Source organism: Streptomyces sp. NPDC048417, from assembly GCF_040651615.1.
Lineage (GTDB): Bacteria > Actinomycetota > Actinomycetes > Streptomycetales > Streptomycetaceae > Streptomyces.
In genome coordinates this window covers 154069-176509 of record NZ_JBEZKI010000006.1, presented here as the reverse complement: position 1 = coordinate 176509, position 22441 = coordinate 154069, and the positions used below count along the sequence as shown (strand labels likewise).

Sequence of the window (22441 nt, the reverse complement as noted above, 5' to 3'; positions counted from 1 at the left end):
TAGCGTCCAGAGCGCTCCTCCGGACGAGGCCCCGGCGCCGGGATGCCGATGCGGGGATTCCGCAGCTGAATGGAACAAGGCCCGTGGGCCCTCCGGAACCGGAGCCGAACCCGAGCAGGAACGAAAGGCTGGGAGTGACATGCGACAGCGCAGTCTGCGAGACCTTCAGGTGAGCAGCATCGGCCTCGGCTGCATGGGAATGTCCGCCTTCTACGGCACCGCCGACCAGGACGAGGGCGCGGAAACCATCCACCGCGCGCTGGAACTCGGCATCACCTTCCTCGACACCGCGCAGCTCTACGGGCCGCTCACCAACGAGACGCTGGTGGGCGAGGCGATCCGGGGACACCGGGACGAGTACGTGATCGCCACGAAGTTCAACTTCCGGATGGACGACGCCGTCCCCGGCGACATGAGCAGCATCGGCCCCCAGGACGGCTCCGCCGAGCACGTGCGCAGCTCGGTGCACGGCTCGCTCCAGCGTCTCGGCACCGACTACATCGACCTCTACTACCAGCACCGCGTCGACCCGAACGTGCCGATCGAGGAGACCGTCGGCGCCATGGCCGAACTGGTCGCCGAGGGCAAGGTGCGGCACATCGGGCTGAGCGAGGCGAGCCCGGAGACGATCCGGCGGGCCCACGCGGTACACCCGATCGCGGCCGTGCAGACCGAGTACTCGCTGTGGTCCCGCGACCCGGAGGACGAGGTGATCCCGACCTGCCGTGAGCTCGGCATCGGGTTCGTGCCGTACTCGCCGCTGGGCCGTGGGTTCCTGGCCGGCCGGTTCTCCTCCCCCGACGACCTCGACGCGAACGACTGGCGCCGCACCGGCCCCCGCTTCACCGGCGACAACCTGGAGGCCAACCTGCGGCTCGCCGACAAGGTGAAGGAGATCGCCGCGGAGAAGGACGTGACCCCGGCCCAGCTGGCCCTCGCCTGGGTACTGGCCCAGGGCGACGACATCGTCCCGATCCCGGGCACCAAGCGCCGTACCTACCTGGAGCAGAACGCCGGCGCCGTCGACGTGGAACTGACCAAGGAGGACCTGGCCCGCATCGACGCCGAGGTGCCCAAGGCCGCGGGCGAGCGCTACGACGAGGCCGGGATGAACAGCGTGAACCTCTAGTGCCGCGGCAGGCAACGTTTGCCCGTCAAGGAGCGGCGTCCGGTGCGTGCTCTCGGTGTGCCGGCCGGAAGTCGTCGTCCTGGATGTACTTGGGCTTTCGGCCGGTGCGGCGAGAGTGCGTGCCGGGCGTCGGGACGGGGCGAACGTTGCCTGCTGCGGCACTGGGTTTCCGCTCTCGGTGGCCGCTCGGTGGGGGGTGGCGCACGCTGGTGGCATGGGGAACCTGCGGAGCCGTGCGGCGGGCCTGCGGCGGTCGTGGCAGTCGTCCCACACGCTGCTGCTGCTCCCGATCGCACTCATCGTGGTGATCGCGGTGGCGGACCTCCGCGCGCCGAAGGACATCCATCTGGGCCCCGCCCTGGTCATCGCCCCGGCGCTCACCCCGTCCTTCGCAGGACCCCGGGCGACCGCGCTGGTCGGGGCGCTGGCGGTGGTCGCCCAGGTGGTGATCGCCGTGTTCCACGGCGGTCTGGCCACCGCGAACCACATCGTGCAGATCGTCACCCTGGCGGTGCTCTCGGTGATGGTGGTGATCTACAGCGCGGTCCGCGACCGGCGCCGTGCCCAGCTGGCCCAGGTCCGCTCGGTCGCCGAGGCCGCGCAGCACGTGCTGATGTGGCCGCTGCCCGAGCAGATCGGCCCGCTGCGGATCGCCTCGCTGTACCTGGCCGCCGAGGACGAGGCCCAGATCGGCGGCGATCTGTACGCGGTCACCCGCTCCGACGGCCAGGTCCGGGTGCTGATCGGCGATGTCCGGGGCAAGGGGCTGGCCGCGATCGGTGAGGCGGCGCTGCTGCTCAGCGCCTTCCGGGAGTCCGCCCACCGGGACATCACCCTGCCGGAGCTGGCCGCCGTCCTGGAGCAGAGCGTGACCCGGTACGCGGCGGACCTGGAGTCGCCGGAGGAGGCGGGCGAGCGGTTCGCGACCGCCCTGCTGCTCGAGATCCCGGACCTGGACCCGGTCACCCGGATGACGAGCTGTGGCCATCCGCCGCCCCTGCTGCTGAGCCCCGGGCACGCGGTCACCGTCCCGAGCCTGCATCCGGCGCCGCCGCTGGGCGTGCAGGGGACCCGGGCCACGGAACACACGCTGGACGTGTTCTCCTTCGAGCCGGGCGACACCCTGCTGCTGTACACCGACGGCGTCATCGAGGCGCGGGACGTCCGGCGCCGCTTCTATCCGCTCGCGGACCGGGTGGCGCAGTGGACCGACGCCTCTCCCGAGTCGCTGATCCACCGCGTCCGGCGCGATCTGCTGACCCACGCCGGCGGCCACCTCGGCGACGACGCGGCCTTGATCGCCCTGCACCGTACCCCGAGCGTGCACCGGCACCACCACGGGATACTCGGCCACGGCGGCGCCCGGACCGAGGACGTTTCAGAACTCCCTGGTCTGTGACTCCAGACAGGTCGTCAGGAAGGTGAGCTTCGCGTCGCTGTCCGCCACCGCGACCGTCCCGAAGTCCGCGCCGAGTTCCATCGTCCGCGGGGTGTCGGTGGCGAGGGCGGGCCAGTCGGTCAGGGAGCTGCCGTTCGGGTCACCGTTGGCGGCGAAGCGGGCGACGTAGGAGGCGGTGGTGTCGGCGATGTCGTAGTCCTTGGAGGTCCAGGGCCGGTCGGTGTTGTAGAGGTAGCCGAGCAGGTAGTAGACGTCGGAGCCCTGGAAGGCGCCGGTCGCATCGGTGCCGATGACCGGGTTGGTGCCGTCGTACCCGGGCGGGACGCGGGTCCAGAAGTAGGTGTGCACGGCGCTGGAATTGGCGGCCGTGTCCTTGAACTGGGTCGCCCACAGGAAGGCGGAAACGCGTTCCTGGTCGCGGGCGTAGGCGCTGTACTGCTGGGCGGCCGTGGTGTCGCTGTCCGCCGGGTACAGGCCCAGGAAGGTGTCCGCCAGCCCCAGCGGGCCGAACTCGGACCGGGCGTACGCCCTGAACGCGTCGAGCGTCAGCTTCAGGTCGGGCGAGGCGCCGTTGGCGTCCTTGCAGACGCCGGTCAGGACGGGCACGTCGGTCTCGGCGCAGGCCTTCAGCACGGCGGTGTAGGTGTCGGGCAGGACGTATCCGTCGAGGACATGGCCGAAGTCGGCGGTGGTGTCGGCGGCGGCGCCGGCGACGAGGTCGCCGGCGTCCAGCGCGCGCAGTTCGGCGAGGCTCCGGGCGCCCAGGTAGGCGGCGAAGTCGGTGCCGTTGGCCTCGGCGTCGGCGAGGCTGCGGTAGCGGCCGGTCCCCCGGGCCAACGCCGGGTCCTTGGTGTACCGGACGCCGGAGGAGAGCAGGGCACGGTGGTAGAGGCCCTCGGCGCGCCGGGAGGCGAGCAGGATGTTGACGAAGGACGCGCCCTGCGCCCAGCCGGCCAGCGTCACCCGGTCCGGGTCGCCGCCGAACGCGGCGATGTTCCGCTGGACCCACTCCAGCGCGGCGACGGCGTCCTGGACCCCCCAGTTGCCCGAGCCGCCGTACCCGGACTCGGCGGTCAGTCCGGGGTGGGCGAGACCACCGAGCGGGCCGACACGGTAGTTGGGGTTCACGACGACCACGCCCTTGGACGCGAGCAGGGAGCCGTCGTACATCTCCTGGCCCGACCACAGGGCCCGGTCGCCGCCGTAGAGCCAGACGAGGACGGGGCGGCCGTTGCCCGAACCGGTCGCCGCCGTCCAGATGTTGAGGTTCAGGCAGTCCTCGCCCAGCTCGGGCACCTGGTCGTCGGGGATGCCCGTGACCGGCTGCGGGCAGGCCGGGCCCCAGGAGTCGGCGGCGCGCACCCCGTCCCAGGTGGGGGCCGGCTGCGGCGGGCGCCAGCGGTTGGCTCCGGCGGTGGAGGCGGCATACGGGACGCCCTTGTAGACGGTGACGCCCCGCAGGCCGCCCTGGACTCCGGTGACCCGGCCGGACTCCGTGGTGACCGGGTCGGCGTCGGCCGCGCTGCGGGCCGCCTCGGCCGGCGTGGGCAGCGTGCCGAGCAGCCCGGCCGCGGCGGCGGCGCCGAGGAAGCCGCGCCGGTTCAGCGCGGCCGAAGGCATGTCTCTGTCGTTCACACGGGCTCCCTTTTCGGTTCGTGGGGGGCGAGCCGACGAGAAGCCTGACGTCGGGCCGGGCGGCGCGGCAAGCGCAACCGGGCTACTCACAGCAGGTCAACAGGCTCTGACAGCAACAGAGTTGACCGAGCTGTTCAATTGTCTTTGGGTCAAAATTAAGCCGTAAGGGTAGTCTCGACCACTGGCTGACTGTCAGACTCCGCTTCGCCTTTCAGAGACAGGGAGTCGACATGCCCGACCTGCAATCCCCCACCCGCAGACGGCCGCTCCGCAAGGCCCTCGCCGCCGCTCTCGGCGCCCTTGCGCTGGTCGTCGCCGTGCCCGCCACCGCGCACGCCGACGTCCTGACGCTGCTCCCGCAGAACGCCGACGGACTGGAACAGACCTTCTCCCCGGCCTACGACTACGACGGCGACGGCTGCTACACCACCGCCGCGATCGGGGCGGACGGCACCATCAACCCCGGTCTGGCGCTGGGCGGTGACGTCAACGGCCACTGCCACGACTACGCGCAGCTCGCCAACGCCAACACCTACTCCCGCGAGAAGTGCAACAACGGCTGGTGCGCGGTGATGTACGCCAGCTACTTCGAGAAGGACCAGGCGACGCTCGGGCCGCTCGCCATCGGGCACCGGCACGACTGGGAACACGTCATCGTGTGGATCCAGAACAACCAGGTGCAGTACGTCTCGGTGTCGCAGCACAGCAGCTACCAGGTGGCGGCCGCCTCGGCGATCCGGTTCGACGGCACCCACCCGAAGATCGTCTACCACAAGGACGGCGCGTCCACCCACGACTTCCGCTTCGCCAACTCCAACGACGACCCGCCGGAGAACGTGACCGGCGGCTGGTTCTACCCGCGTCTGGTGGGCTGGGACGGCTACCCGGCGGGCTACCGCGACAAGCTGATGAACGCGGACTTCGGCGACGCCACCATCAAGATCAAGGACGGCTCGTTCAACTCCAACCTGTCGTACTCCATGCCGTCCGGGATCTCGTTCGACCCGAACGCCTGAGTCAGGTGGGGCCCTCGACGAGCCGGGCCAGGTTGTCGAGGGCCATCCGGGTGCCCAGTTCGTTGTCCTCGGGGCGGACGCCTTCGGGGATGCCCTCGTGCAGGACCTCGACGTCCGTGCCACCGCCGGCCGCGGTGAGGGCCGTGGTCATCGTCATGGTGCCGCGCACGGTGTCGTCGGCGGTCTCGAAGTCGATGACCTCGACGACGAGGCGGTCCGGGACCAGCCGGGCGAAGTGCCCCTGGTAGGTGTCGGTGCGCCCGCCGGACTTCCCGGCGCGGCCGGGGTCGTCGTAGTCGAGGGACACCCGGAACTCGCCGCCCTCGCGGGCGTCGAAGGCATGGACCCGGGCGGTCATGCCGTCCGGTGCCCGCCAGGCGGCGACCGCCTCCGGGTCGAGCAGCGCCCGGTAGACGGCGGCCGGGGGCGCCTGCACCCGCCGGGTGACACGCGTGCTGGTCATGACCTCACGGTACCCGGGAGACGACCGTGCCGGGGCCGGGAAGGTGAGCCGGGCCCCGGCACGGAGACCTGGGTCACGGCTTGCGGGCGACCGCTCCGTACATCGCGATGTCCTCGTCGCGAATGCCTTCCTCGCCGGTGCCGTCCGGGTGCCACTTGTGCACCTGGACGATGCCCGGCTCGACCAGCTCAAGGCCCGTGAAGAACTGCTCGGCCTCGTCGATGGTGCGCAGCCGCATCGGCATGTTGCGGGCCGCGTACTCGCGGGCGACCCGGCCCACCTCGTCGGGCGCGAACTCGGCGGTGCCGATGGACATCGCCAGATAGCTGCCGGAGGGCAGCGGTTCCAGCAGCCGTCGTACGACACCGACCGCGTCGTCCGCGTCCAGCATGAAGTGCACGATGGCGATCACCGTGAGCGCCACCGGCTCGTCGAGGTCGAGGGTGTCACGCAGCTCGGGGGCGTCCAGGATGGCCGCCGGGTCGCGGAAGTCGGCCTCGATGTACGCCGTCTTGCCCTCGGGCGTGCTGGAGAGCAGGCCCTGGGACAGGGTGAGGACGATGGGGTCGTTGTCCACGTAGACGACCCGGGAGTCGGGCGAGACGGCCTGGGCTATCTCGTGGAGGTTCGGGGAGGTGGGTATGCCGGTGCCCACGTCAAGGAACTGGCGCATCCCCGCCTCCTCGGCGAGCCAGCGCACGGCACGGTTCATCCAGTCGCGGTTGGCACGCATGTGGATCGGGAGCGCGGGCCACTCCCGGGCCATGGCGTCACCCGCCTCCTGGTCGGCGGGGTAGTAGTCCTTGCCACCCAGGATGTAGTCGTAGATCCGCGCGGAGTGCGCGTTCTCGGTGTCGATGCGGTCGGCCGGCCATCCGTTGTCGGGCAACGCCGTGTCTCCCATTCGGGTGAGGGGTGAGGGGGGATGCGGGGGTCTGTGCTCAGCGGGACACAAGTGGGGGGTTGGGTGAACGATCAGCTATAGCAAGGAAGTTCCGGGAAGACGGCTCACATCAGGAAGTCGGCGTCACCCGCCTTCACACCGGACAGGAAAGAGGTCATCTCGCGGGGGGTGAAGACCAGCGCCGGGCCGTCCGGGTCGGTCGACTGGCGTACCGCCACCCGCCCGTCGGCGAGCTTCTTCACTTCCACGCAGGCGCCGCCGGCGTCGTCGCTCCACGGCTTGGACCAGCCGCGCGCGCCGAGTTGCCGGGACGGAATGCCGTTGTGTATCTGGTGGTGCACGTCACAGCTCCTTGCGAATCGCACCGAGGAAAACCTCGGTCTTCCTGGCGGGCGCCGCCTGGGCGCCCAACCGGTCCAGGGCCTCGCGATAGACCACGACATCCTCGCCCTTGTCCAGGTAGACGGCGCCCACCAGGCCGTTGAGATAGACGATGTCGGGCAGTTCGGGCGCCCGGAACCGGAAGAGGTGGTACGCACCCGCGCGCATCGCCGGGTGCGGGCCGTTGGCGAACGGCATGATCTGCAAGGTGACGTTGGGCAGGCGGTTGATCTCGATGAGATGGTCGATCTGGGCGCGCATCACCCCGGCGCCGCCGACCGGCCAGCGCAGCACCGTCTCGTCCATCACGACCCAGAGCCTGGGCGGCGCCTGGCGGGTGAGCAGTTCCTGGCGGCGCATGCGCAGCGCCACCCGGCGCTCGGTGGCCTCGGTCGGCGCGTGCGGGTTGCCGGCACCGAGCAGGGCGGCGGCGTACTCCCGGGTCTGCAACAGGCCGTGCACGAACTCGTTCTCGTAGGCACGGATCTGCAACGCGGCCTGTTCCAGGCTCAGATACGCGGCGAACCAGTCCGGCATCACATCGCGGTAGGTGTGCCACCAGCCGCGCTTGTTGGCCTCGCGCACCGACTGCAGGAAGGTGTCGACCTCCTGGCGGTCCGTCACACCGTAGATCTGCAGCAGCTTCTCGGCGTCGGCCAGCCGGAGCCGGGCCACCTTGGCGGCCTCCATGCGGCGGATCGTGGAGTGGCTGACGCCGATCGCGATGCCGGCCTGCTCGTAGGTCAGGCCCGCCCGGGTCCGCATCTCCTCCAGCTGCCGGCCGAGGATCATGCGCAGGACGGAAGGGGCACCGCCCCAGTCGGTCTCCGAGGTCACGCCCTACCCCCTCGCACCAGGTGTCAGGGTCACCGTCTCACGCGCTCGTGATCGGCTCACGGACTCATTCGATCACTTCTTGCCGGAAGCAGCATGCACTTCACTTCTTGCAATTTTCAACTTGCCGGTTGCGAGGCGATGTTGGCAGATGCCAGAGTGGACCTACTGCTCCGGCCGACCAAGGAGCAGGCGAAGCAGTCCAGTTGGGGGAGACTGAGCTGCGATCCGGTGTCGTCCAGGCACGGGTCGTCGTCTGCCCGCGCGCGGCCCGGGGCGGATGCGACCGCTCAGCCCCCCACGCTGCGAAGCCGGACGAAAGGCGCACGGCGATGGCCCCGCCCTCTCTCCCCCAGCCGCTCGACCGACTGCCCGACGACCGGATACCCGGTCTGCCCCGACCGGCCCTCGCGGCCGCCGCCGAGGGCCCGCACCGCCCGTCGGACCCGACGGGCATCCCCCGACCACCCGGAGGCGAACGCCTCGGTCGACTCCCTGGGCCGCAAGGCCTCGACCGGTTCGCCTCCGGGGACCGACCCGCCCCGCACAGCCTGGCGTTCGACCTGGCGCCGACGCCCCGGGCGGTGGGCAACGCCCGCCGCAGCGTCGGCGAGCTGCTGGCCTCGTGGGGCGTGTGCGAGGAGGCCTGCGACAACGCGGTCCTGGTGACCTCCGAACTGGTCACCAACTCCATAGTCCACTCGGCCGGCCGGCGGATCATCTGCCGGGTGCACGCCGCCTCCGACCGGATCCGTATCGAGGTCGAGGACCAGAGCGGGAGCTTCGCGCTCCCGGCGCCCCGGCAGGCCAGACCCGACGAGCAGAACGGGCGCGGGCTGTTCCTGGTCGACGCGCTCAGCCTCGACTGGGGCGTCACGGTCGCGCCGGAGGGTTCCTCCGCCCGCGTCGTCTGGGCCGAGTTGTCGACGGCACCGGACTGACCTCTTCGCTCTCCCTCCCCCCACATCTCAGGAAGCACGTCCTCTCATGAACCATCCCCCCACCCCTGTCCTCGCCGGCGACCCGTCCTGGACCGGCACCCGTCCCAAGCCCGGCCCCGAACAACCCCACACCGTCCCGGCCGGCTGACCTCGCTCCCTGTCCCGCCCCGCGGCCCGGGCCTCCTGCGAGGCCCGGGCCGTCGTGTGTCCATGGCGGGTGCCCGGCACGGGATGCGGCCGTCGCGGTCGCGCCGCATGATCGGGGGAAGGGGCCCGCGGCGGAAGGCGGCACCTCGATGAAACCGACGGTCGACGAGGCCATCGCCCGCGTGGCCAGGGCCGCCGAGTGGGTCCTCGTGGACACGGTTCCGCTGGACTTCGCCTGCCACCACCCGCAGGGCATGGACCGGGCCGACGGCAGCTTCTTCGTGAGCAGCGCCGAGATCCTGCGGCCGGCCAAGGCCACCACGGGCCCGCACGGGACGTCGTACACCCCGGGGACGGGCCGTGGGCACCTCTTCGAGATGAGCCGGCGGGGGCGGCTGCTGCGGCACTGGGAGCTCGGTGAGGAGACGGTGTACCACGCGGGCGGTCTCACCCACGACGGGCAGTTCGTGTGGGTCACGGTGGCCGAGGATCGGCCCGACTCGCGGTCCATCGTGTATCGCCTGGACCCTGCGACCGGCGAGGTGGAGGAGATGTTCCGGTATCCGGACCACCTCCGCGGCATCGCCCGTGACCCCGAGACCGGTCTGCTGCACGCGGCGACCTGGGGCGGCCGGCGGGTCCTGGTGCTGTCCACGGACGGCGAACCCGTCGGCGGGGCCCCCGTGCCGAGCCGCCACGTCGACGTCCAGGACTGCGCGGCGGTCACCGCCCACTCCCCCGCCGGGCGCGCGGTCACCGTCAGGGCCGTGGACTTCGAGATCGCCGACGCCGACCGGCTCCGGCTGTACGCGCTGCCCGACGACTCCTCGGCGCCGGGCGAAACGTGTCTGCTGGTCCTGGAAGCCGCACTGCGTGGCTGACGCCCGGCGCGCCACGGTGCACCCGGCGTCCGGACGGCCGCCGGTCAGTTCGTCGCGTGGATCAGCAAGGCCGTGGCCGCGGAGCGCAGTTGGGATGCCGCGGCCGCGCAGGCCGTCGCCTGCCGCTCCAAGGTGGTCCCGCTCCACTCCGGTGCCCCGGCGCAGCCGGCCAGGGTGACGGCGGCACCGCGCAGCCGTTGCGCGTAGCCGTCCATCCGGTCGGCGTCCACTCTCAGGTCGTCGACGTACGCGAGGAGTTCGGGGGCGGCGGTGGCGGGACGGGGTTCGGTCACCATGGGGCGCACCTGTTCTCGGGCTCAGCGCGGCAGCGGCGCGCCGGCGCTTCTGTGGGCCACGAAGCGTGGGCTGGTCAGAACGAACCCGGGCCGGACGGTGTCGAGTTCGAGGATCTGGAGGTGGCGGGCGAGCGACCCGTGCCCGCCGTCGAGGCGCAGCCGTACCCGGGGGCGGGCGTGGACGCGCGGTCGGCCGTCGGCGCGGACCAGGGTGCGTACGGTGCTGTCGCCCCGGCGGCCGTAGAGCACCCAGTCCGCCTCCGGACAGCGCACACCGGGGCCGGGGCCGCCCTCGACGCTCAGGCCCAGCTCCGGTGCCTCGACCCGGAGTGCGCGTCCTTGCAGGGCGACCTCGGCGGCTCCGTGCACGGCCGGCTGGGCCCAGAGCTCCTCGGTCACCGCCCGCGCCTCCTCGGTGCCGACGGCGAGCGAGACGACGTACCGCCCGGTGCGTCGCAGGTCGACGCGGCGCAGCAGGTCCCTGGCGAGGTCGTACGCGTGCGGCCGCCACAGGTCGTCGACCAGGACGGACAGGCCGAGTTCGGTGTAGGGGCCGATGGTGGTGCAGCGGTGCTCGTAGAGGGAGAGCACGGCCAGGGCGCGGCGGCCGAAGCGGGCGGGGACCATCCAGGTGACGTCCGGCAGCAGGCTGCGGGCGACGTCGGTGTCGACCGGGTAGCACAGGTGGGCGGCGGAGGAGTCGTAGTAGCGGACCGGCACGTCGACCGGGCCCGCCGAGGTGGGGACGCTGTTGGTGGGGACGGTCAGCAGGGGATAGCCCTCGGGCGGGCGGGCACGGTCCTCGAACCGGTAGACGCGGGTGCGTTCCACCGGGCCCCGGTAGGAGGTGAGGGCCTGGTCGACGTCCTGGGTGACCTGCGGGATCACCGTCTCCAGGTGGTCGATGTAGACGCGGAGCAGGTGACAGTGCGGGAACTCGTGGTCGGGGCCGGTGTAGTCCGCCCGGTACCCGTTGGGGTGCCGGTCGAAGGCGGAGCCCGTGCCGTCGAATGCCGGGACGATGTCGTGCCGGTTGGTGATGCCGGCGACCCAGGTGCGCGGGTCGGCGGGCCTGCGGTCGCCGGTCGGGGAACCGACGGCGACCACGTGGGTGACCCGGTAGGCGCGGCAGAACTCCTCGTCCTGGGCGAGGTTCAGCAGCGCGATCCCGCCCTCGCCGTGCCCGACGAGCGCGAGGTCGGCGCCGCGCGGGACGCCGTGGTCCCGGATCGCCAGCAGGATCGAGCGGGTGTAGGGCGAGTCGGTCATGAACAGGTTGCGCCAGGCGTCGGCGAAGTCCTGCGGGGAGTCGTCGCGGGGGCGGCCGGCGGCCGTGCCGGGTGCCTGGACGACGTACCGGAGCACACCGTCGGGGCCGCGCACCTCCTGGACCAGGACGCGTCCCCCGGCGTCGAGGACGTCCAGGTTGCGCAGGAAGGCGAGCAGGGAGCCCTCGGTGGAGATGCCCTGGGTCTCCCGGGCGGACGGTTCGACGGCCTCGACGGTGCCTTCGTCCCGGTCCCCGGCGGAGGGGTGGGCGGCGCTGATCCCCCGTACCGGGTCGGCGGTCAGCTCACGGCCGGCGGCGAGCGCCCAGGCCGTCTCGTCGTTGACCGGGTCCTCGCCCAACAGGCCGCGGATGGCGAGGAGTTCGGCCAGGATCGGGGCCAGTCCTGACAGGGCCCGCTGGGCGCCCCGGTCCTTGAAGAGGGACCGCAGCGCGCGGACCGCCTCCAGGTCCCGGTCGGCGCTGACCGCGGCCGTCAGCCGGCGCATGCCCGGATCGCGCCCGAACTCGGGGTGGTCGAGCAGGACGGCGGCGATCCTCAGCCGCAGGGAGGTGACCGCCACCAGCGCGGCCAGGCTCTCCCGGCCCAGCGCCTCCCCCGCCGCGCCGAGCAGCCGGCCCATGCCGTCCGGTGCCACGATCGCTGAACCGCCGAGCCCCTGCCGGTTGGTGAGCGCCCGCAGCAGCGCCCAGCGGGCGGCGCAGCCGGTGCGCGGGCGGCGGCGCGCGGAAGCCGGTCAGCGCCGGGGCGAACAGGACGGAGCTGGTCCGTGCGCACACCTCGCGGATGCCCTCGGCGACGTCCACGACGTCACGGGCGCACTCCCGCAGCAGTTCCTCCGTGGGCGGCCCGGAGGCACGCCGGTGCGCTGCCATCCGACGCTCCCTCGGATCGACGACATGGCCTGGTCCCATCGTGTGCCCTGGACCCGGCGCGCGCACCTTCGTCCGTGCGGGTGACGGAGAGCGCCACGCAGAGCCCGTCAGGTGTCGTCGGTGAGGCCGGCGGCGACGGTCGCGCCGAGTTCCCAGCACGCCTCGATGTCGGCCTTGCCGGGCTCGCCCGTCACCGTGACCGGCTGGGCCGCCCGGCGCCAGCCGAGGCCGGTGGTGATGGCGTCGAGGGCGCGCAGGGCGCCGGTGACGTCGTTGCCGCCGTGCACGTAGGCACCGAAGGGACGGCCCCGCGTCTCGTCGAGGCACGGGTAGTAGATCTGGTCGAAGAAGTGTTTGAGGGCGCCGGAGACATAACCGAGGTTGGCCGGGGTGCCGAGGAGGTACCCGTCGGCCGCCAGCACGTCGGAGGCTGTGGCGGACAGGGCCGCCCGCCGCACGACCCGGACGCCCTCGATCTCCGGGGCCGTCGCCCCGGAGACCACGGCCTCGAACATGGCCTGGCATTGCGGCGAGGGGGTGTGATGGACGATCAGCAAGGTAGGCACACCGGCACCCTGCCGTGCGCGGCCCGCCGACGGCAACCGGCGGGACCGCCGGTCAGGGCTGGACGGGCATGCTCCAGCAGTTGGAGACGGCCGGTGTGCCGGACAGCCGGGCCGTGAGCCAGGCGACGGCGTCGCCCTGGTCGGTCAGCAGCGGCCCGAAGTGGTTCAGCAGGGCGCGGCCCGCGTCCGGCAGCACGACCGGCACATAGGTGACGTCCGCGCCCTCGTCGCACCAGTCGACGGCGAGCCGCCGGGCCTGGGCGTGCGGGACGAGGTCGTCGCTGACGCCGGTCGCCAGCCGGACCGGGCTCGCCGGTGCCGTCCTGCCGATGCGCTGTTCGTCCAGGAAGGCCTGGAGGACGGGCTCCTCGCCGATGACGTCGGAGATGGAGCTGCCGTCGGTGGTCCAGGCCGTGCTGCGCTGGGAGCCGTAGGCGAGGATCGCGTCGCCGACGCACATCGTCGACAGGTCGGTGAGGGCGGCCCGGCCCGCGGCGCCGAGGTGGGCGTCGACGATGGGCTTCAGTGCCGGGTCGGACTGGACGAAGCCGTTCACCGCCCAGCCGAGGGCGCCGGCCAGGTCCGTGCCGTCGATGGCCGCGGTGACGGCGGTGAGGTCGGCGGGCGGCGCCCCCGCGTAGGTGCCGGAGAGGGTGACGTCCGGGGCGTAGTCGGGCTGGAGTTCGGCGGCCGCCGCGGTCGCGCCGCCGCCCTGGCTGTAGCCGAACAGGCCCACCCGCGAGGCGGCGGTGACCGAGGCGCCCGGCACGCTTCGGGCGGCGCGTACGGCGTCCAGGACCGCGTGGGCGCCGTCCAGCCGGTTGACATAGGTGTGCGGCCGGTCGGTCGCGCCGAGCCCGACGTAGTCGGTGACGACGACCGCGACGCCCTCGGCGAGCAGCCGGTAGACCGACAGGTCCTCGTAACCGACGGACACCGTCTGGCCGTTGAGGACCAGCGGGTACTCCAGCCCCATGGAGGCGGCGCACTGGTCACCCTGGCCCATGGTGCCGGGCGCGACGGCGACCAGCGGGCGGGCGCCGGAGCCTAGCCACGGCAGCGTCGGTTCGATATAGGCGCCGGTGACCGCGACGGGGTCGCCCGCCGAGTCGGTGGACTTGTACATCAGCCGGGTCGCGCGGCCCGGCAACGGGCCCGGCAGGCTCGGCAGGCTCAGGGCCAGCGGGAGGGGTTCGGTGCGGACGAGGGTGCCGTCGGCCGCGGGGAGGCCGGCGGGCGGATCGTAGAAGGCGGGGATGGTGACGCCCCGGGAGACCTCCGCTTGGGAGGCCGTGGCCTGCACGGTCTGGACACAGAGGCAGGCGGCGACGACAGTGGTGGCCAGCAGGCGGATGCGAACGGGCATGGGGTACCTCCTTGACGTGCGGGACGTGGGAGGTGGTGCGAGGAGCACGGAGCGGCGTCCCCGGTGCGGCCCAGGGGACGGGTGCGGCTTCCTCGACGGTAGCGAGCAGAGTGTTACCCGCGGTAGCAGCCGTCAGGTTACGGTTCAGTAATATGACGGCCAGTCAACAGGTGCTCCCCGGGCGGACCTCCGTGCGGTGGCCCCGACGAATATCCGTCCGGCCTTGTCGGTGCCCTCGATTACAGTGACCCGCCGGGGACGCCGAAGGGGAGGCAACGGGTGGGGACCCTGGGGAGAAGAGCCGTACCGCTCGCGCTGCTAGCGGGGCTGCTGACGGGGTGCGGGGTGTCGGCGCGCGCGACCGATGTCACGGTCTCGGGGCAGGCGTCCAGCGGGGCGGCCCAGCGCGGGGGCACGGTCGGCGCCGCCGGTTCGGCCTGTGCACTGCCGGTCACCTTCGACATCGCCCGCGGCTGGCGGGCGGAGGCGGTCGACGGCCTGGCCGCGGTCGCCTCGAACGGCACGGACGGCGACCTGGCGCAGAGCCTGCTGCGTCAGGGCCCGGTGACCCTGGTCTGCGAGATCGACGCCAAGCCCGCCGGGGCCATCGGCTTTCTGCGGGTGTCGACCGGGAAGCCGGGCAGCGGTGACGCCGGCGCGGTGCTGCGGGCCTTCGTGGCCGCCGAGGACGACACCAGCGAGGCGAAGTACCGGACCTTCACGTCCGGCGGACTCGCCGGGGTGCGAGTCGACTACGTCTGCACGAGCAAGCTGCTGGACGAGAGCAGGACGGAGTCCGCGCTGGCCGTGGTCACGCCCCGCGGACCCGTCGTACTGCACCTGGGCGGGCTCGACAGCGCGGAGCACGACGAGATGCTCCCCGCGTTCGAGCTCGCCCAGCGGACGCTGCGCACCGCCTGACCCCGGCGAAAGGGGTCAGGCGGAGTCGCGTCGACTCCGTCAGGCCGAGGCCGGGCGCAGGCGCGTCGGAGGGGTCAGGACGACCTCCACCGGGTGCGCCACAGCAGCACGAACCCGGCGGCCAGCAGCAGTCCGCCGAAGAGAGCCGGCCACAGGTGGGCGCCGGTCTCGGCGAGATCACCCTGGACGGCCTGCGGCTCGGTCTGGGGTGCGGTGGACGGGGTCTGCTGGCCCGCCGGAGCGGCGCCGGCCTCGGTCGCCGTGCCGGTCGCCGTGTCGGTCGGGGTCTGGGTCTCGGGCCGCTCGGTCGGCCGGCTGATGACACCGCCCCCCGTCCCCGACGAGTTCTTGGGCGAGGCACTCGTGTAGACGTGCGGCAGACCGGTGTTGCCGGAGTCGGTCTTCGTGGCGGACGGCTCGGCCGGCGGCTCGGAGGGCTGGGCGCTCTCGGTCTCGGCCGGCGGGTCGGCCGGGGCCGCCGTGTCGCTCGGCTCGGTGACCGGGCTCGCGGTGTCGGACGGCGGGTTCTCCGGGCTCGCCGACTCCGACGGGTCGGGGTCGGCGCTCTGCGACGGCGGCTGCTCATCGGCCCCCGCCCCGCAGGTGCGGCCGGAGTTGATGCAGTCGACCATCTTCCGCATCAGGCTGTCGTCGAAGACGTTGATGAAGTCGCCGTGGTCGGTGACCGGCTTGTGCAGCTGCTCGGGGAACGAGTCCACCGCGAACAGTGGGACCGTACGGCCACCGTCCTTAAGGCTCGGCGCGTCGACGCCGTAGACGATGCGCTGCACCAGCTGCGGGATCGCCTGGAAACCGGCCGGGCAGCCGCCGTCGGCCGCGGCGAACGCCACATGGGTGCGGTGGTTGGCGCTGTCGATGTTCCGGCCGTCCCAGCAGCTCTGGAATTTGAACGTGCGTACGACGTCACTGCCCGAAGGACAGAGCGGGTACTTGTCCTTGAGCTGCCGGTCCTCGAACCCGGTGCAGCTCCAGGAGGCGTTGGCGTTGGCCGGGCCGTTGACGAAGGCCTTGGCGTCGCCAGTGATGATGCGCAGCAGCCGCGGCATCTCGGTGACCTTGGAGGTCGGATTGCCCTCGAAGGTGAGCGTGACCTCCTTCGCCGTCACGATCTGCCCGGCGTTGCCCTCGGTGCCGCCGCCCGGCTTGTCGGCGTCCCGCTCCTGCTTGCCGTTCTGCAGCCGCAGCACGGGCCAGTAGTACGTGGACTTGTCGCCCTGGTCCGCACAGCTCGTGTCGGCGTTCGCGAGGTCGTCGTCGCTGGCGAAGGCGTTGTTGGACTGGTTGCCGATGTAGTCGTGGAAGTGGTGGGCGCCGTTGGAGACACCGGGCGCGACGATCACGTTGTCCGAGTTGAACAGGCCGTTCGCGTTGACACCGCAACTGGAGGCGAAGGTGCCGGTGGAGCCGCCGGGCCGCTTGGCCGGGGTCGTGACATTGGGCTGGACGGTGGTGATGTCGGCGTAGTCGGCGGCGACGGGGCCGTTGCCGCCCTGGCCGCCGACACCGGCGCTGGCGCCGGCGCTCTGGCTCGGCGTGGCACTGTCCTGCGGCGCCGTCGACTGCCCGGCGCCCTGGTTGGAGGAGCGCAGGGTGCAGGCGGCGAGGTCGTCGAGGCCCTGGGGGCGGTCGCCCTCGCGGTCGATGGCGTCGGCGATGCGCTGGAGGGATTCGGACCGCTTCTCCTTCAGCGGATCCAGGATCGTCTGGTCGGCGAGGCCGGGGTTCTGCTCGATCGCCGCGGCCGACTCCTTGAGCTGCTGGTAGGCGGCCGCGATCTGCTGGTCCAGCTGCGCGAGTTCACCGTCGACGTCGGCCCGGGCCGCGTCGGGCACGTCCGTCAGCCGGCTGCCGACGTCGGGACAGTAGACGGTGGGCGCGGACAGCACCTGGGCGGTGGCGGTCTGCCCGGACTGGTCCGAACCGCCTTCGGTGGCCGAGGCGTAGACGTTCACCGCGACCAGTGTTCCGCCGCCGAGCATCAGGGCGACCGCTGCGAAGGTCGCGCGTTGTGCGCCGGTCGGGCGTCTGCGCCTGTTGGGTCTCAAGGTCGTTCCCCTGCGTGTCGTGGTCGGCCGGACATGGAAATCCCCGGCCCTATACGCGGCGCGGCGCCACCGTGTTCAACGGCCCCGGAAATTCACGGTGACCTCACAGGAACCGGGCTCGTCGGGCGGCCGACGGCACCGCTCCGACGGCCACGCGACGGTGATCGGGGTGCGGCCGAAATGCCGTCCCGCACGGCCGGATTTCGAACGCTACGACGAACATCACAATTACGTATCGGACATTACGCACTTCAACCTTCACACGAGTGACACAAGTTGGCTAAGTTGACGGGCAAGCCGTTCGGCTCCCCCCGGCGAATCCCGTCGGGCCGCGCGGCCTCCGCCTAATCCGGTGCCCAACGGGGCGTCCCGGAGCCGGGGACCCAACCGAACCACTGGGGTGAATCGGCCAACTGCCCTCAGGGGCAAGGGCCGTAGGGCATGCCTTCCGGATCGACCCGCCCGAACCCGACAGCTAACTCGGTAGGCGGAGCACGGAAGGAGCACGACCCCCATGGCGCCCGAGAGCCGTGACGAGGTTCGACAGCGGATCGACAGCCTCTACGACCAGGCCGAGAACGCCACCGGGAACTACAACGCCACACGTGCGATGAACGGGGGCTCGCGCTCACGCGGTGTGCCGCTGTTCAAGCGGCCCCGGCGTGACGACCCGGGACTCGACAGCATCGCCCGGGAGTGGTTCGACGGCGCGCGATCGCGACTGGGGCCGAGCGTCCCGGCGGCCCTGCCCTCCGACCGGCAGCCCGCCCGGCCCGGCCCGCGGCGGCCCGTCAGCGCCATGGCAGCCGACCTGCTGGGCCAGCTGGAGGGCTCCGGCTCTTCCGTGCCGGAGCTGCCCGCGGGGCCGTCCGCGAAGAGCGACATCGAGGTCGTACGTGAGCTGCCGGAGCGTCCGAAGCTGGAACTGACGGCCGGGTCCCCCGCGGCGCTGCCCCCGGGACCGTCGAGCGCGCCCAAGGCGCTGCCCCCCGCCGCGCCGCAGCGTGCCACTCCGGGCACGTCCAAGACCAAGAGCCAGCTGAAGATCGCCAAGGCGCGCGAGATGCTGTCGCAGCGCACCGGGCAGCGCGCGATCGCCGCGCTCGAACCGGCCGCGCCCGCCCCGGCCCCGCAGCCCGCCCCGGCCGCTCAGACCCCTTGGCCCACGCCCGAGGCCCAGGTACCGGCGCAGCAGTGGCCTGCCCCCGCCGGCATGCCCGGCCAGTACGGCGACACCGGCTCCTTCGGGACCGACGCGCTGACCGGTACGGGCGCCTTCCCCGCGATGACCGTGACGGACACGGGTGCCATCCCGGCGGTGCCCGCGACGGACACCGGCTCCTTCCGCGTCATGACCCCGGGCGCCGCCCAGCCCATGTCCCCGGCGGACACGGGTGGCTTCCGCGTCATGACCCCGGGCGCCACAAGCACCTTCCCGGCCGTGACCGCCATGGACGCGGGTGCCATGCCGCCCGCGAGCCCCGGCGACACCGGTTCCTTCCGGGTCATGACTCCGGGCGCCACCGGCACGTTCCCGATGCCGGCCGACACAGGTGCCTTCCCGACGGCCGTGCCCGCGAACACGGGCGCCTTCCCGACCGCGACCTCTACGAACACCGGCGCCTTCCCGAACGCCGCGCCGGCCATGTCCGCCGTGCCCGTCGCGGGCCCGATGGACACCGGTTCCTTCCCGGGTATGGCGACGGCCGCCACCGCCGCTTACGTCAGCGCACCGCCGGCCGCCGCGGAGCCCGTCTATCCCACCGCCGGGTACGCCATGCCGGCCCCCGCCGCCATGCCGTCGGCCGACTTCGGTACCGGCGCCTTCCCCGGCGCGGCCGCCGCCGACCTGGGCGCCTACGCCACCGGAATGCAGCCCGCGGCCGCCCCCTACGCCACCGCCCCGGCGATGTCCGTACCTCAGGCGCCGATGCCCACGGCCGTGATACCCACGGCGGTGACGGACCCTCCGTGGGCGATGATGGCGTCCCCCACGGCGGTGACAGACCCTCCGTGGGCGATGATGGCGTCTCCCACGACGATGCCCGCGCCCCTTGTGGCGATGGCCACCGCAGCCCCGGTCGCCCCGGCCCCGCTTCCCACCGCCCCCGTCCCGACGGCGCCCCCGGTGGTCACCGCCCCCGTCCCGACGGCGCCCCCCGTGGTCACCGCTCCGCTCCCCACCGCGCCCCCGGCCGCCGCCGCGGCCGCCTTCGCGCCCGGCGCCGTCACCGACACCGGCACTTTCCTGGTGCCCGGTGCCGCGGCCGAGCCCGGCAAGGCCATGAAGGCGCTGGCGTTCGCCCGGGCGCAGATCGGGCGGCCCTGTGTCTGGGGAGCGACCGGTCCGGAGTCGTACGACTGCTCCAGCCTCACCCAGGCCGCCTGGCGTGCCGCGGGGGTGTCGCTGCCGCGCAGTGCGCCGGACCAGACCTTCGCCGGCACCCCGCTGACGCTGGCCGCCATCGAGCCGGGTGACCTGGTCTTCTTCTTCGACAACGACAGCCACGTCGGGGTCTACGCGGGCAACGGCCTGATGGTCCACGCGCCGAGCCCGGGGGCCTCCATCCGCGAGGAGTCGATCTACAACGCCGGGGAGTCGGCGATCCACCGGGTGGTCCGCCCGGCCTGAACCCTGCCGCCGGGGTCAGACCCTCCGCCGCCGTGTGCGCCAGCTCTCGTGGTGGTCCAGGAGGGTCTCCTCGACGGGCCGGTAGGTGAGGCCCAGTTCGTGGATGCTCCGGCTGTTGTCGACGCGGAAGCGGATGCCGAGGTGCTTGCGTATGTAGTCCTGGGTGAGGCCGAAGGACGGGCCGAGGATCCGTACCGGCCAGTGCGGGAGCGCGGTGCGCGGCAGACGCGGATCCCAGGGACGGCGGCTGCGGATGATCCTGGACATCTCGTGGAAGGACGTCATCGTCTCGTTGGCCACGATGTAACGGCCGCCCGCCGCCGGGTTCTCCGCCGCCGCGATGTGCGCGTCGGCCACGTCACGGACGTCCGCGGTGGTGAAGCTGAAGTCCGGGGCGCCGTAGCAGAAGTAGCCCTTGAACAGCTCGTCCAGCAGGAAGAGGCTGCCGGACTCGGAGGCGGGCGTGAGCGAAGGGCCCAGAATCAGGCCGGGGTTGACGGCGACCATGCGCCAGCGGTCCTGGGCGGCCTCGGCGTCCCAGGCGGCTCGTTCGGCGACCGTCTTGGCGTAGTGGTAGGGGTTTCCGGCCACCGTGCTGGTGGTGTTGAAGTACTTCTCCGTCAGGATCTCGCCGGCCATCTCGCGGACGTCGGAGTAGTCGCCGAAGATCGCGCCCACGGTGGAGGTGAAGACCAGGGTCGTCACGTCCGGGGTACGGTCCACGCTCGCCAGCACGTTGCGGGTGCCCAGCAACGCCGGGTCCACGACGTCGCGTTGACCGTCCTTGATCCGCTCCGGCATCAGGAACGGCGAGGCCACGTGGAAGACGGTCGCACAGCCGCGGAACGCCTCGTCGAAGGAGCCGTCCTTGAGCAGGTCGGCCTCGAACAGGGCGAGTCGGCCGGGGAACGCCTCCTGGAGTTCCCACAGGGGCCGGACCTTGGCCGCGGCGGAGCCGCGCCGGACGGTCGCGTGCACCCGGTAGCCCCGCTCCAGCAGCCTGCGCACCAGATGGCTGCCGACGAATCCGCTGCCGCCGGTGACCGCGACGGTCGTCTCCTCGCGTGCGTCCACGCTCTCACCCCTCGCCCTGTGGCCACCGCGCCTCGGTGCGCCGCACAGGACAGGTTGGTGCACGCCCGGGGCGCCCGCCAAGCACCGGGAGGAGAGCTGTACCGTCTCCTGGCCATAAGCGGGACCCGACACAAGCCATAAGGTCGGCTTATGAGGTCATAGACCGGACCCGCGTACTAACTTAGGACTGCCTTAGCTTAGGCTTCCCCTTCGAGATCGATTGTCCTCACTCGAAGGGAACCTGATCATGCCGCGCCCCCTGCGGGTAGCCATCGTCGGAGCCGGCCCCGCCGGGATCTACGCCGCCGACGCCCTGCTCAAGTCCGAGGTGGCCGCCGAGCCCGGCGTGTCCGTCGACCTCTTCGAGCGGATGCCCGCCCCCTTCGGCCTGATCCGTTACGGCGTGGCCCCCGACCACCCGCGTATCAAGGGCATCATCACGGCCCTGCACCAGGTGCTCGACAAGCCGCAGATCAGGCTCTTCGGAAATGTGGACTACCCGACCGACATCAGCCTCGACGACCTGCGCACCTTCTACGACGCGGTGGTCTTCTCGACCGGCGCGACGGCCGACCGCGAACTGCGCATACCCGGCATCGAGCTGGACGGCTCCTACGGCGCCGCCGACTTCGTCTCCTGGTACGACGGCCACCCGGACGTGCCGCGCACCTGGCCGCTGGAGGCCGAGAAGGTCGCCGTCCTCGGTGTCGGCAACGTGGCCCTGGACGTGGCCCGCATCCTCGCCAAGACCGCCGACGAGCTGCTGCCGACCGAGATCCCGCCGAACGTCCACGACGGCCTGAAGGCCAACAAGGCCCTCGAGGTGCACGTCTTCGGCCGCCGTGGTCCGGCGCAGGCGAAGTTCTCCCCGATGGAGCTGCGGGAGCTGGACCACTCCCCCAACATCGAGGTCATCGTCGACCCCGAGGACATCGACTACGACGAGGGCTCGATCGAGACCCGGCGCGGCAACAAGCAGGCCGACATGGTCGCCAAGACCCTGGAGAACTGGGCGATCCGCGATGCCGGCGACCGCCCGCACAAGCTCTTCCTGCACTTCTTCGAGTCGCCGACCGAGATCCTCGGCGAGGACGGCAAGGTCACCGGCCTGCGCACCGAGCGCACCGCCCTGGACGGCACCGGCAACGTCAAGGGCACCGGGGAGTTCAAGGACTGGGAGCTCGGCGCGGTCTACCGCGCGGTCGGCTACCTCTCCGACAAGCTGCCCAAGCTGCCCTGGGACATCGACTCGGGCACGGTTCCGGACGCGGGCGGCCGGGTCATCGAGGAGAGCGGCAACCACCTCCAGTCCACGTACGTCACCGGCTGGATCCGCCGGGGCCCGGTCGGTCTGATCGGCCACACCAAGGGCGACGCCAACGAGACGGTCTCCAACCTGCTGGACGACTACGCGGGCGGCCGGCTGCACACCCCCGAGTCGCCCGCGCCGGAGGCCGTGGACGCCTTCCTCGCCGAGCGGAACGTCCGCTTCACCACCTGGGAGGGCTGGTACAAGCTGGACGCCGCCGAGCGGGCGCTGGGCGAGCCGCAGGGCCGCGAGCGCGTGAAGCTCGTCGAGCGCGAGGACATGCTCCGGGAGAGCGGCGCGTGACGCGACGCTGAACC

General features: G+C 72.2%; 18 protein-coding genes, 1 pseudogene and 1 riboswitch. Of the genes and pseudogenes, 8 read left to right on the top strand and 11 right to left on the bottom strand.

Annotation, left to right across the window (positions count from 1 at the left end; genetic code table 11):
- The first annotated feature begins 139 nt into the window (after window positions 1-139).
- Together AB0D59_RS11795 and AB0D59_RS11790 are read left to right on the top strand one after the other, a co-directional pair.
- Window positions 140-1129: an aldo/keto reductase gene (locus AB0D59_RS11795; protein WP_362563893.1), complete on the top strand. Its 990-nt coding sequence runs from the start codon at window positions 140-142 to the stop codon at window positions 1127-1129.
- Window positions 1130-1343: 214 nt separating this feature from the next.
- Window positions 1344-2528, top strand: a complete 1185-nt coding sequence (locus tag AB0D59_RS11790; RefSeq protein WP_362563891.1) for a PP2C family protein-serine/threonine phosphatase — start codon at window positions 1344-1346, stop codon at window positions 2526-2528.
- On the opposite strand, the gene AB0D59_RS11785 is transcribed toward AB0D59_RS11790, so the two are convergent.
- A complete protein-coding gene (locus tag AB0D59_RS11785) occupies window positions 2508-4163 on the bottom strand; it encodes a carboxylesterase family protein (protein WP_362563890.1) in 1656 nt (551 codons plus the stop codon). The two genes, AB0D59_RS11790 and AB0D59_RS11785, sit on opposite strands and share 21 nt — an antisense overlap.
- Window positions 4164-4393: 230 nt before the next feature.
- On the opposite strand from AB0D59_RS11785, the gene AB0D59_RS11780 reads away from it, so the two are divergent.
- A complete protein-coding gene (locus AB0D59_RS11780) occupies window positions 4394-5179 on the top strand; it encodes an NPP1 family protein (protein WP_362563888.1) in 786 nt (261 codons plus the stop codon).
- 1 nt (window position 5180) lies between these two features.
- Here AB0D59_RS11780 and AB0D59_RS11775 read toward each other — a convergent pair whose 3' ends face one another.
- The 4 genes from AB0D59_RS11775 to AB0D59_RS11760 all read right to left on the bottom strand — a co-directional run bounded on the left by AB0D59_RS11775 (window position 5181) and on the right by AB0D59_RS11760 (window position 7764).
- Complete coding sequence (locus AB0D59_RS11775; RefSeq protein ID WP_362563886.1) at window positions 5181-5642, bottom strand: SRPBCC domain-containing protein; 462 nt, start codon at window positions 5640-5642, stop codon at window positions 5181-5183.
- 73 nt (window positions 5643-5715) lie between these two features.
- The gene (locus AB0D59_RS11770; protein WP_362563882.1) at window positions 5716-6531 is read right to left on the bottom strand and encodes an SAM-dependent methyltransferase; all 816 of its coding nucleotides are present in this window, start codon (window positions 6529-6531) and stop codon (window positions 5716-5718) included.
- A 119-nt stretch (window positions 6532-6650) separates the two neighbouring features.
- Window positions 6651-6887 (bottom strand): DUF397 domain-containing protein, encoded by a 237-nt coding sequence (locus AB0D59_RS11765; protein ID WP_351696756.1) that lies wholly within the window; start codon window positions 6885-6887, stop codon window positions 6651-6653.
- Between the two features lies 1 nt (window position 6888).
- Window positions 6889-7764 carry a helix-turn-helix transcriptional regulator gene (locus tag AB0D59_RS11760; protein ID WP_362563879.1) on the bottom strand — a complete coding sequence of 292 codons (876 nt, stop codon included), beginning with the start codon at window positions 7762-7764 and terminating at the stop codon, window positions 6889-6891.
- 329 nt (window positions 7765-8093) lie between these two features.
- On the opposite strand from AB0D59_RS11760, the gene AB0D59_RS11755 reads away from it, so the two are divergent.
- Entirely contained in the window at window positions 8094-8702 is a 609-nt protein-coding gene (locus AB0D59_RS11755; RefSeq protein WP_362563876.1) for an ATP-binding protein, read from the top strand.
- A gap of 296 nt (window positions 8703-8998) precedes the next feature.
- Complete coding sequence (locus AB0D59_RS11750; protein ID WP_362563873.1) at window positions 8999-9730, top strand: DUF6454 family protein; 732 nt, start codon at window positions 8999-9001, stop codon at window positions 9728-9730.
- Between the two features lie 44 nt (window positions 9731-9774).
- Here AB0D59_RS11750 and AB0D59_RS11745 read toward each other — a convergent pair whose 3' ends face one another.
- From AB0D59_RS11745 to AB0D59_RS11730, 4 genes are all read right to left on the bottom strand, one after another.
- Window positions 9775-10026 (bottom strand): hypothetical protein, encoded by a 252-nt coding sequence (locus AB0D59_RS11745; RefSeq protein ID WP_362563870.1) that lies wholly within the window; start codon window positions 10024-10026, stop codon window positions 9775-9777.
- A gap of 21 nt (window positions 10027-10047) precedes the next feature.
- On the bottom strand, window positions 10048-11952 hold the full coding sequence (locus tag AB0D59_RS11740) for a hypothetical protein (RefSeq protein WP_362563867.1): 1905 nt from the start codon (window positions 11950-11952) through the stop codon (window positions 10048-10050).
- 345 nt (window positions 11953-12297) lie between these two features.
- Window positions 12298-12756 carry an NAD(P)H-dependent oxidoreductase gene (locus tag AB0D59_RS11735; protein WP_362563864.1) on the bottom strand — a complete coding sequence of 153 codons (459 nt, stop codon included), beginning with the start codon at window positions 12754-12756 and terminating at the stop codon, window positions 12298-12300.
- Between the two features lie 52 nt (window positions 12757-12808).
- Complete coding sequence (locus tag AB0D59_RS11730; protein WP_362563862.1) at window positions 12809-14122, bottom strand: lipase family protein; 1314 nt, start codon at window positions 14120-14122, stop codon at window positions 12809-12811.
- Between the two features lie 279 nt (window positions 14123-14401).
- Between AB0D59_RS11730 and AB0D59_RS11725 the strand changes: the two genes are divergently transcribed.
- Window positions 14402-15043 carry a lipoprotein gene (locus AB0D59_RS11725; protein WP_362563859.1) on the top strand — a complete coding sequence of 214 codons (642 nt, stop codon included), beginning with the start codon at window positions 14402-14404 and terminating at the stop codon, window positions 15041-15043.
- 74 nt (window positions 15044-15117) lie between these two features.
- On the opposite strand, the gene AB0D59_RS11720 is transcribed toward AB0D59_RS11725, so the two are convergent.
- Window positions 15118-17043 (bottom strand): DUF1996 domain-containing protein, encoded by a 1926-nt coding sequence (locus AB0D59_RS11720; RefSeq protein WP_362564173.1) that lies wholly within the window; start codon window positions 17041-17043, stop codon window positions 15118-15120.
- Window positions 17044-17440: 397 nt separating this feature from the next.
- Window positions 17441-17615, top strand: a riboswitch (cyclic di-AMP (ydaO/yuaA leader).
- Between the two features lie 1772 nt (window positions 17616-19387).
- Between AB0D59_RS11720 and AB0D59_RS11715 the strand changes: the two are divergent.
- Window positions 19388-19741, top strand: a pseudogene (locus AB0D59_RS11715) (C40 family peptidase); the annotation flags it as partial.
- Between the two features lie 15 nt (window positions 19742-19756).
- Here the strand turns inward: AB0D59_RS11715 and AB0D59_RS11710 are convergent.
- Window positions 19757-20815, bottom strand: a complete 1059-nt coding sequence (locus AB0D59_RS11710; protein ID WP_362563856.1) for an NAD-dependent epimerase/dehydratase family protein — start codon at window positions 20813-20815, stop codon at window positions 19757-19759.
- A 247-nt stretch (window positions 20816-21062) separates the two neighbouring features.
- Here AB0D59_RS11710 and AB0D59_RS11705 point away from each other — a divergent pair, with 247 nt between their 5' ends.
- On the top strand, window positions 21063-22427 hold the full coding sequence (locus AB0D59_RS11705; protein WP_362563855.1) for an FAD-dependent oxidoreductase: 1365 nt from the start codon (window positions 21063-21065) through the stop codon (window positions 22425-22427).
- Window positions 22428-22441 lie beyond the last annotated feature (14 nt).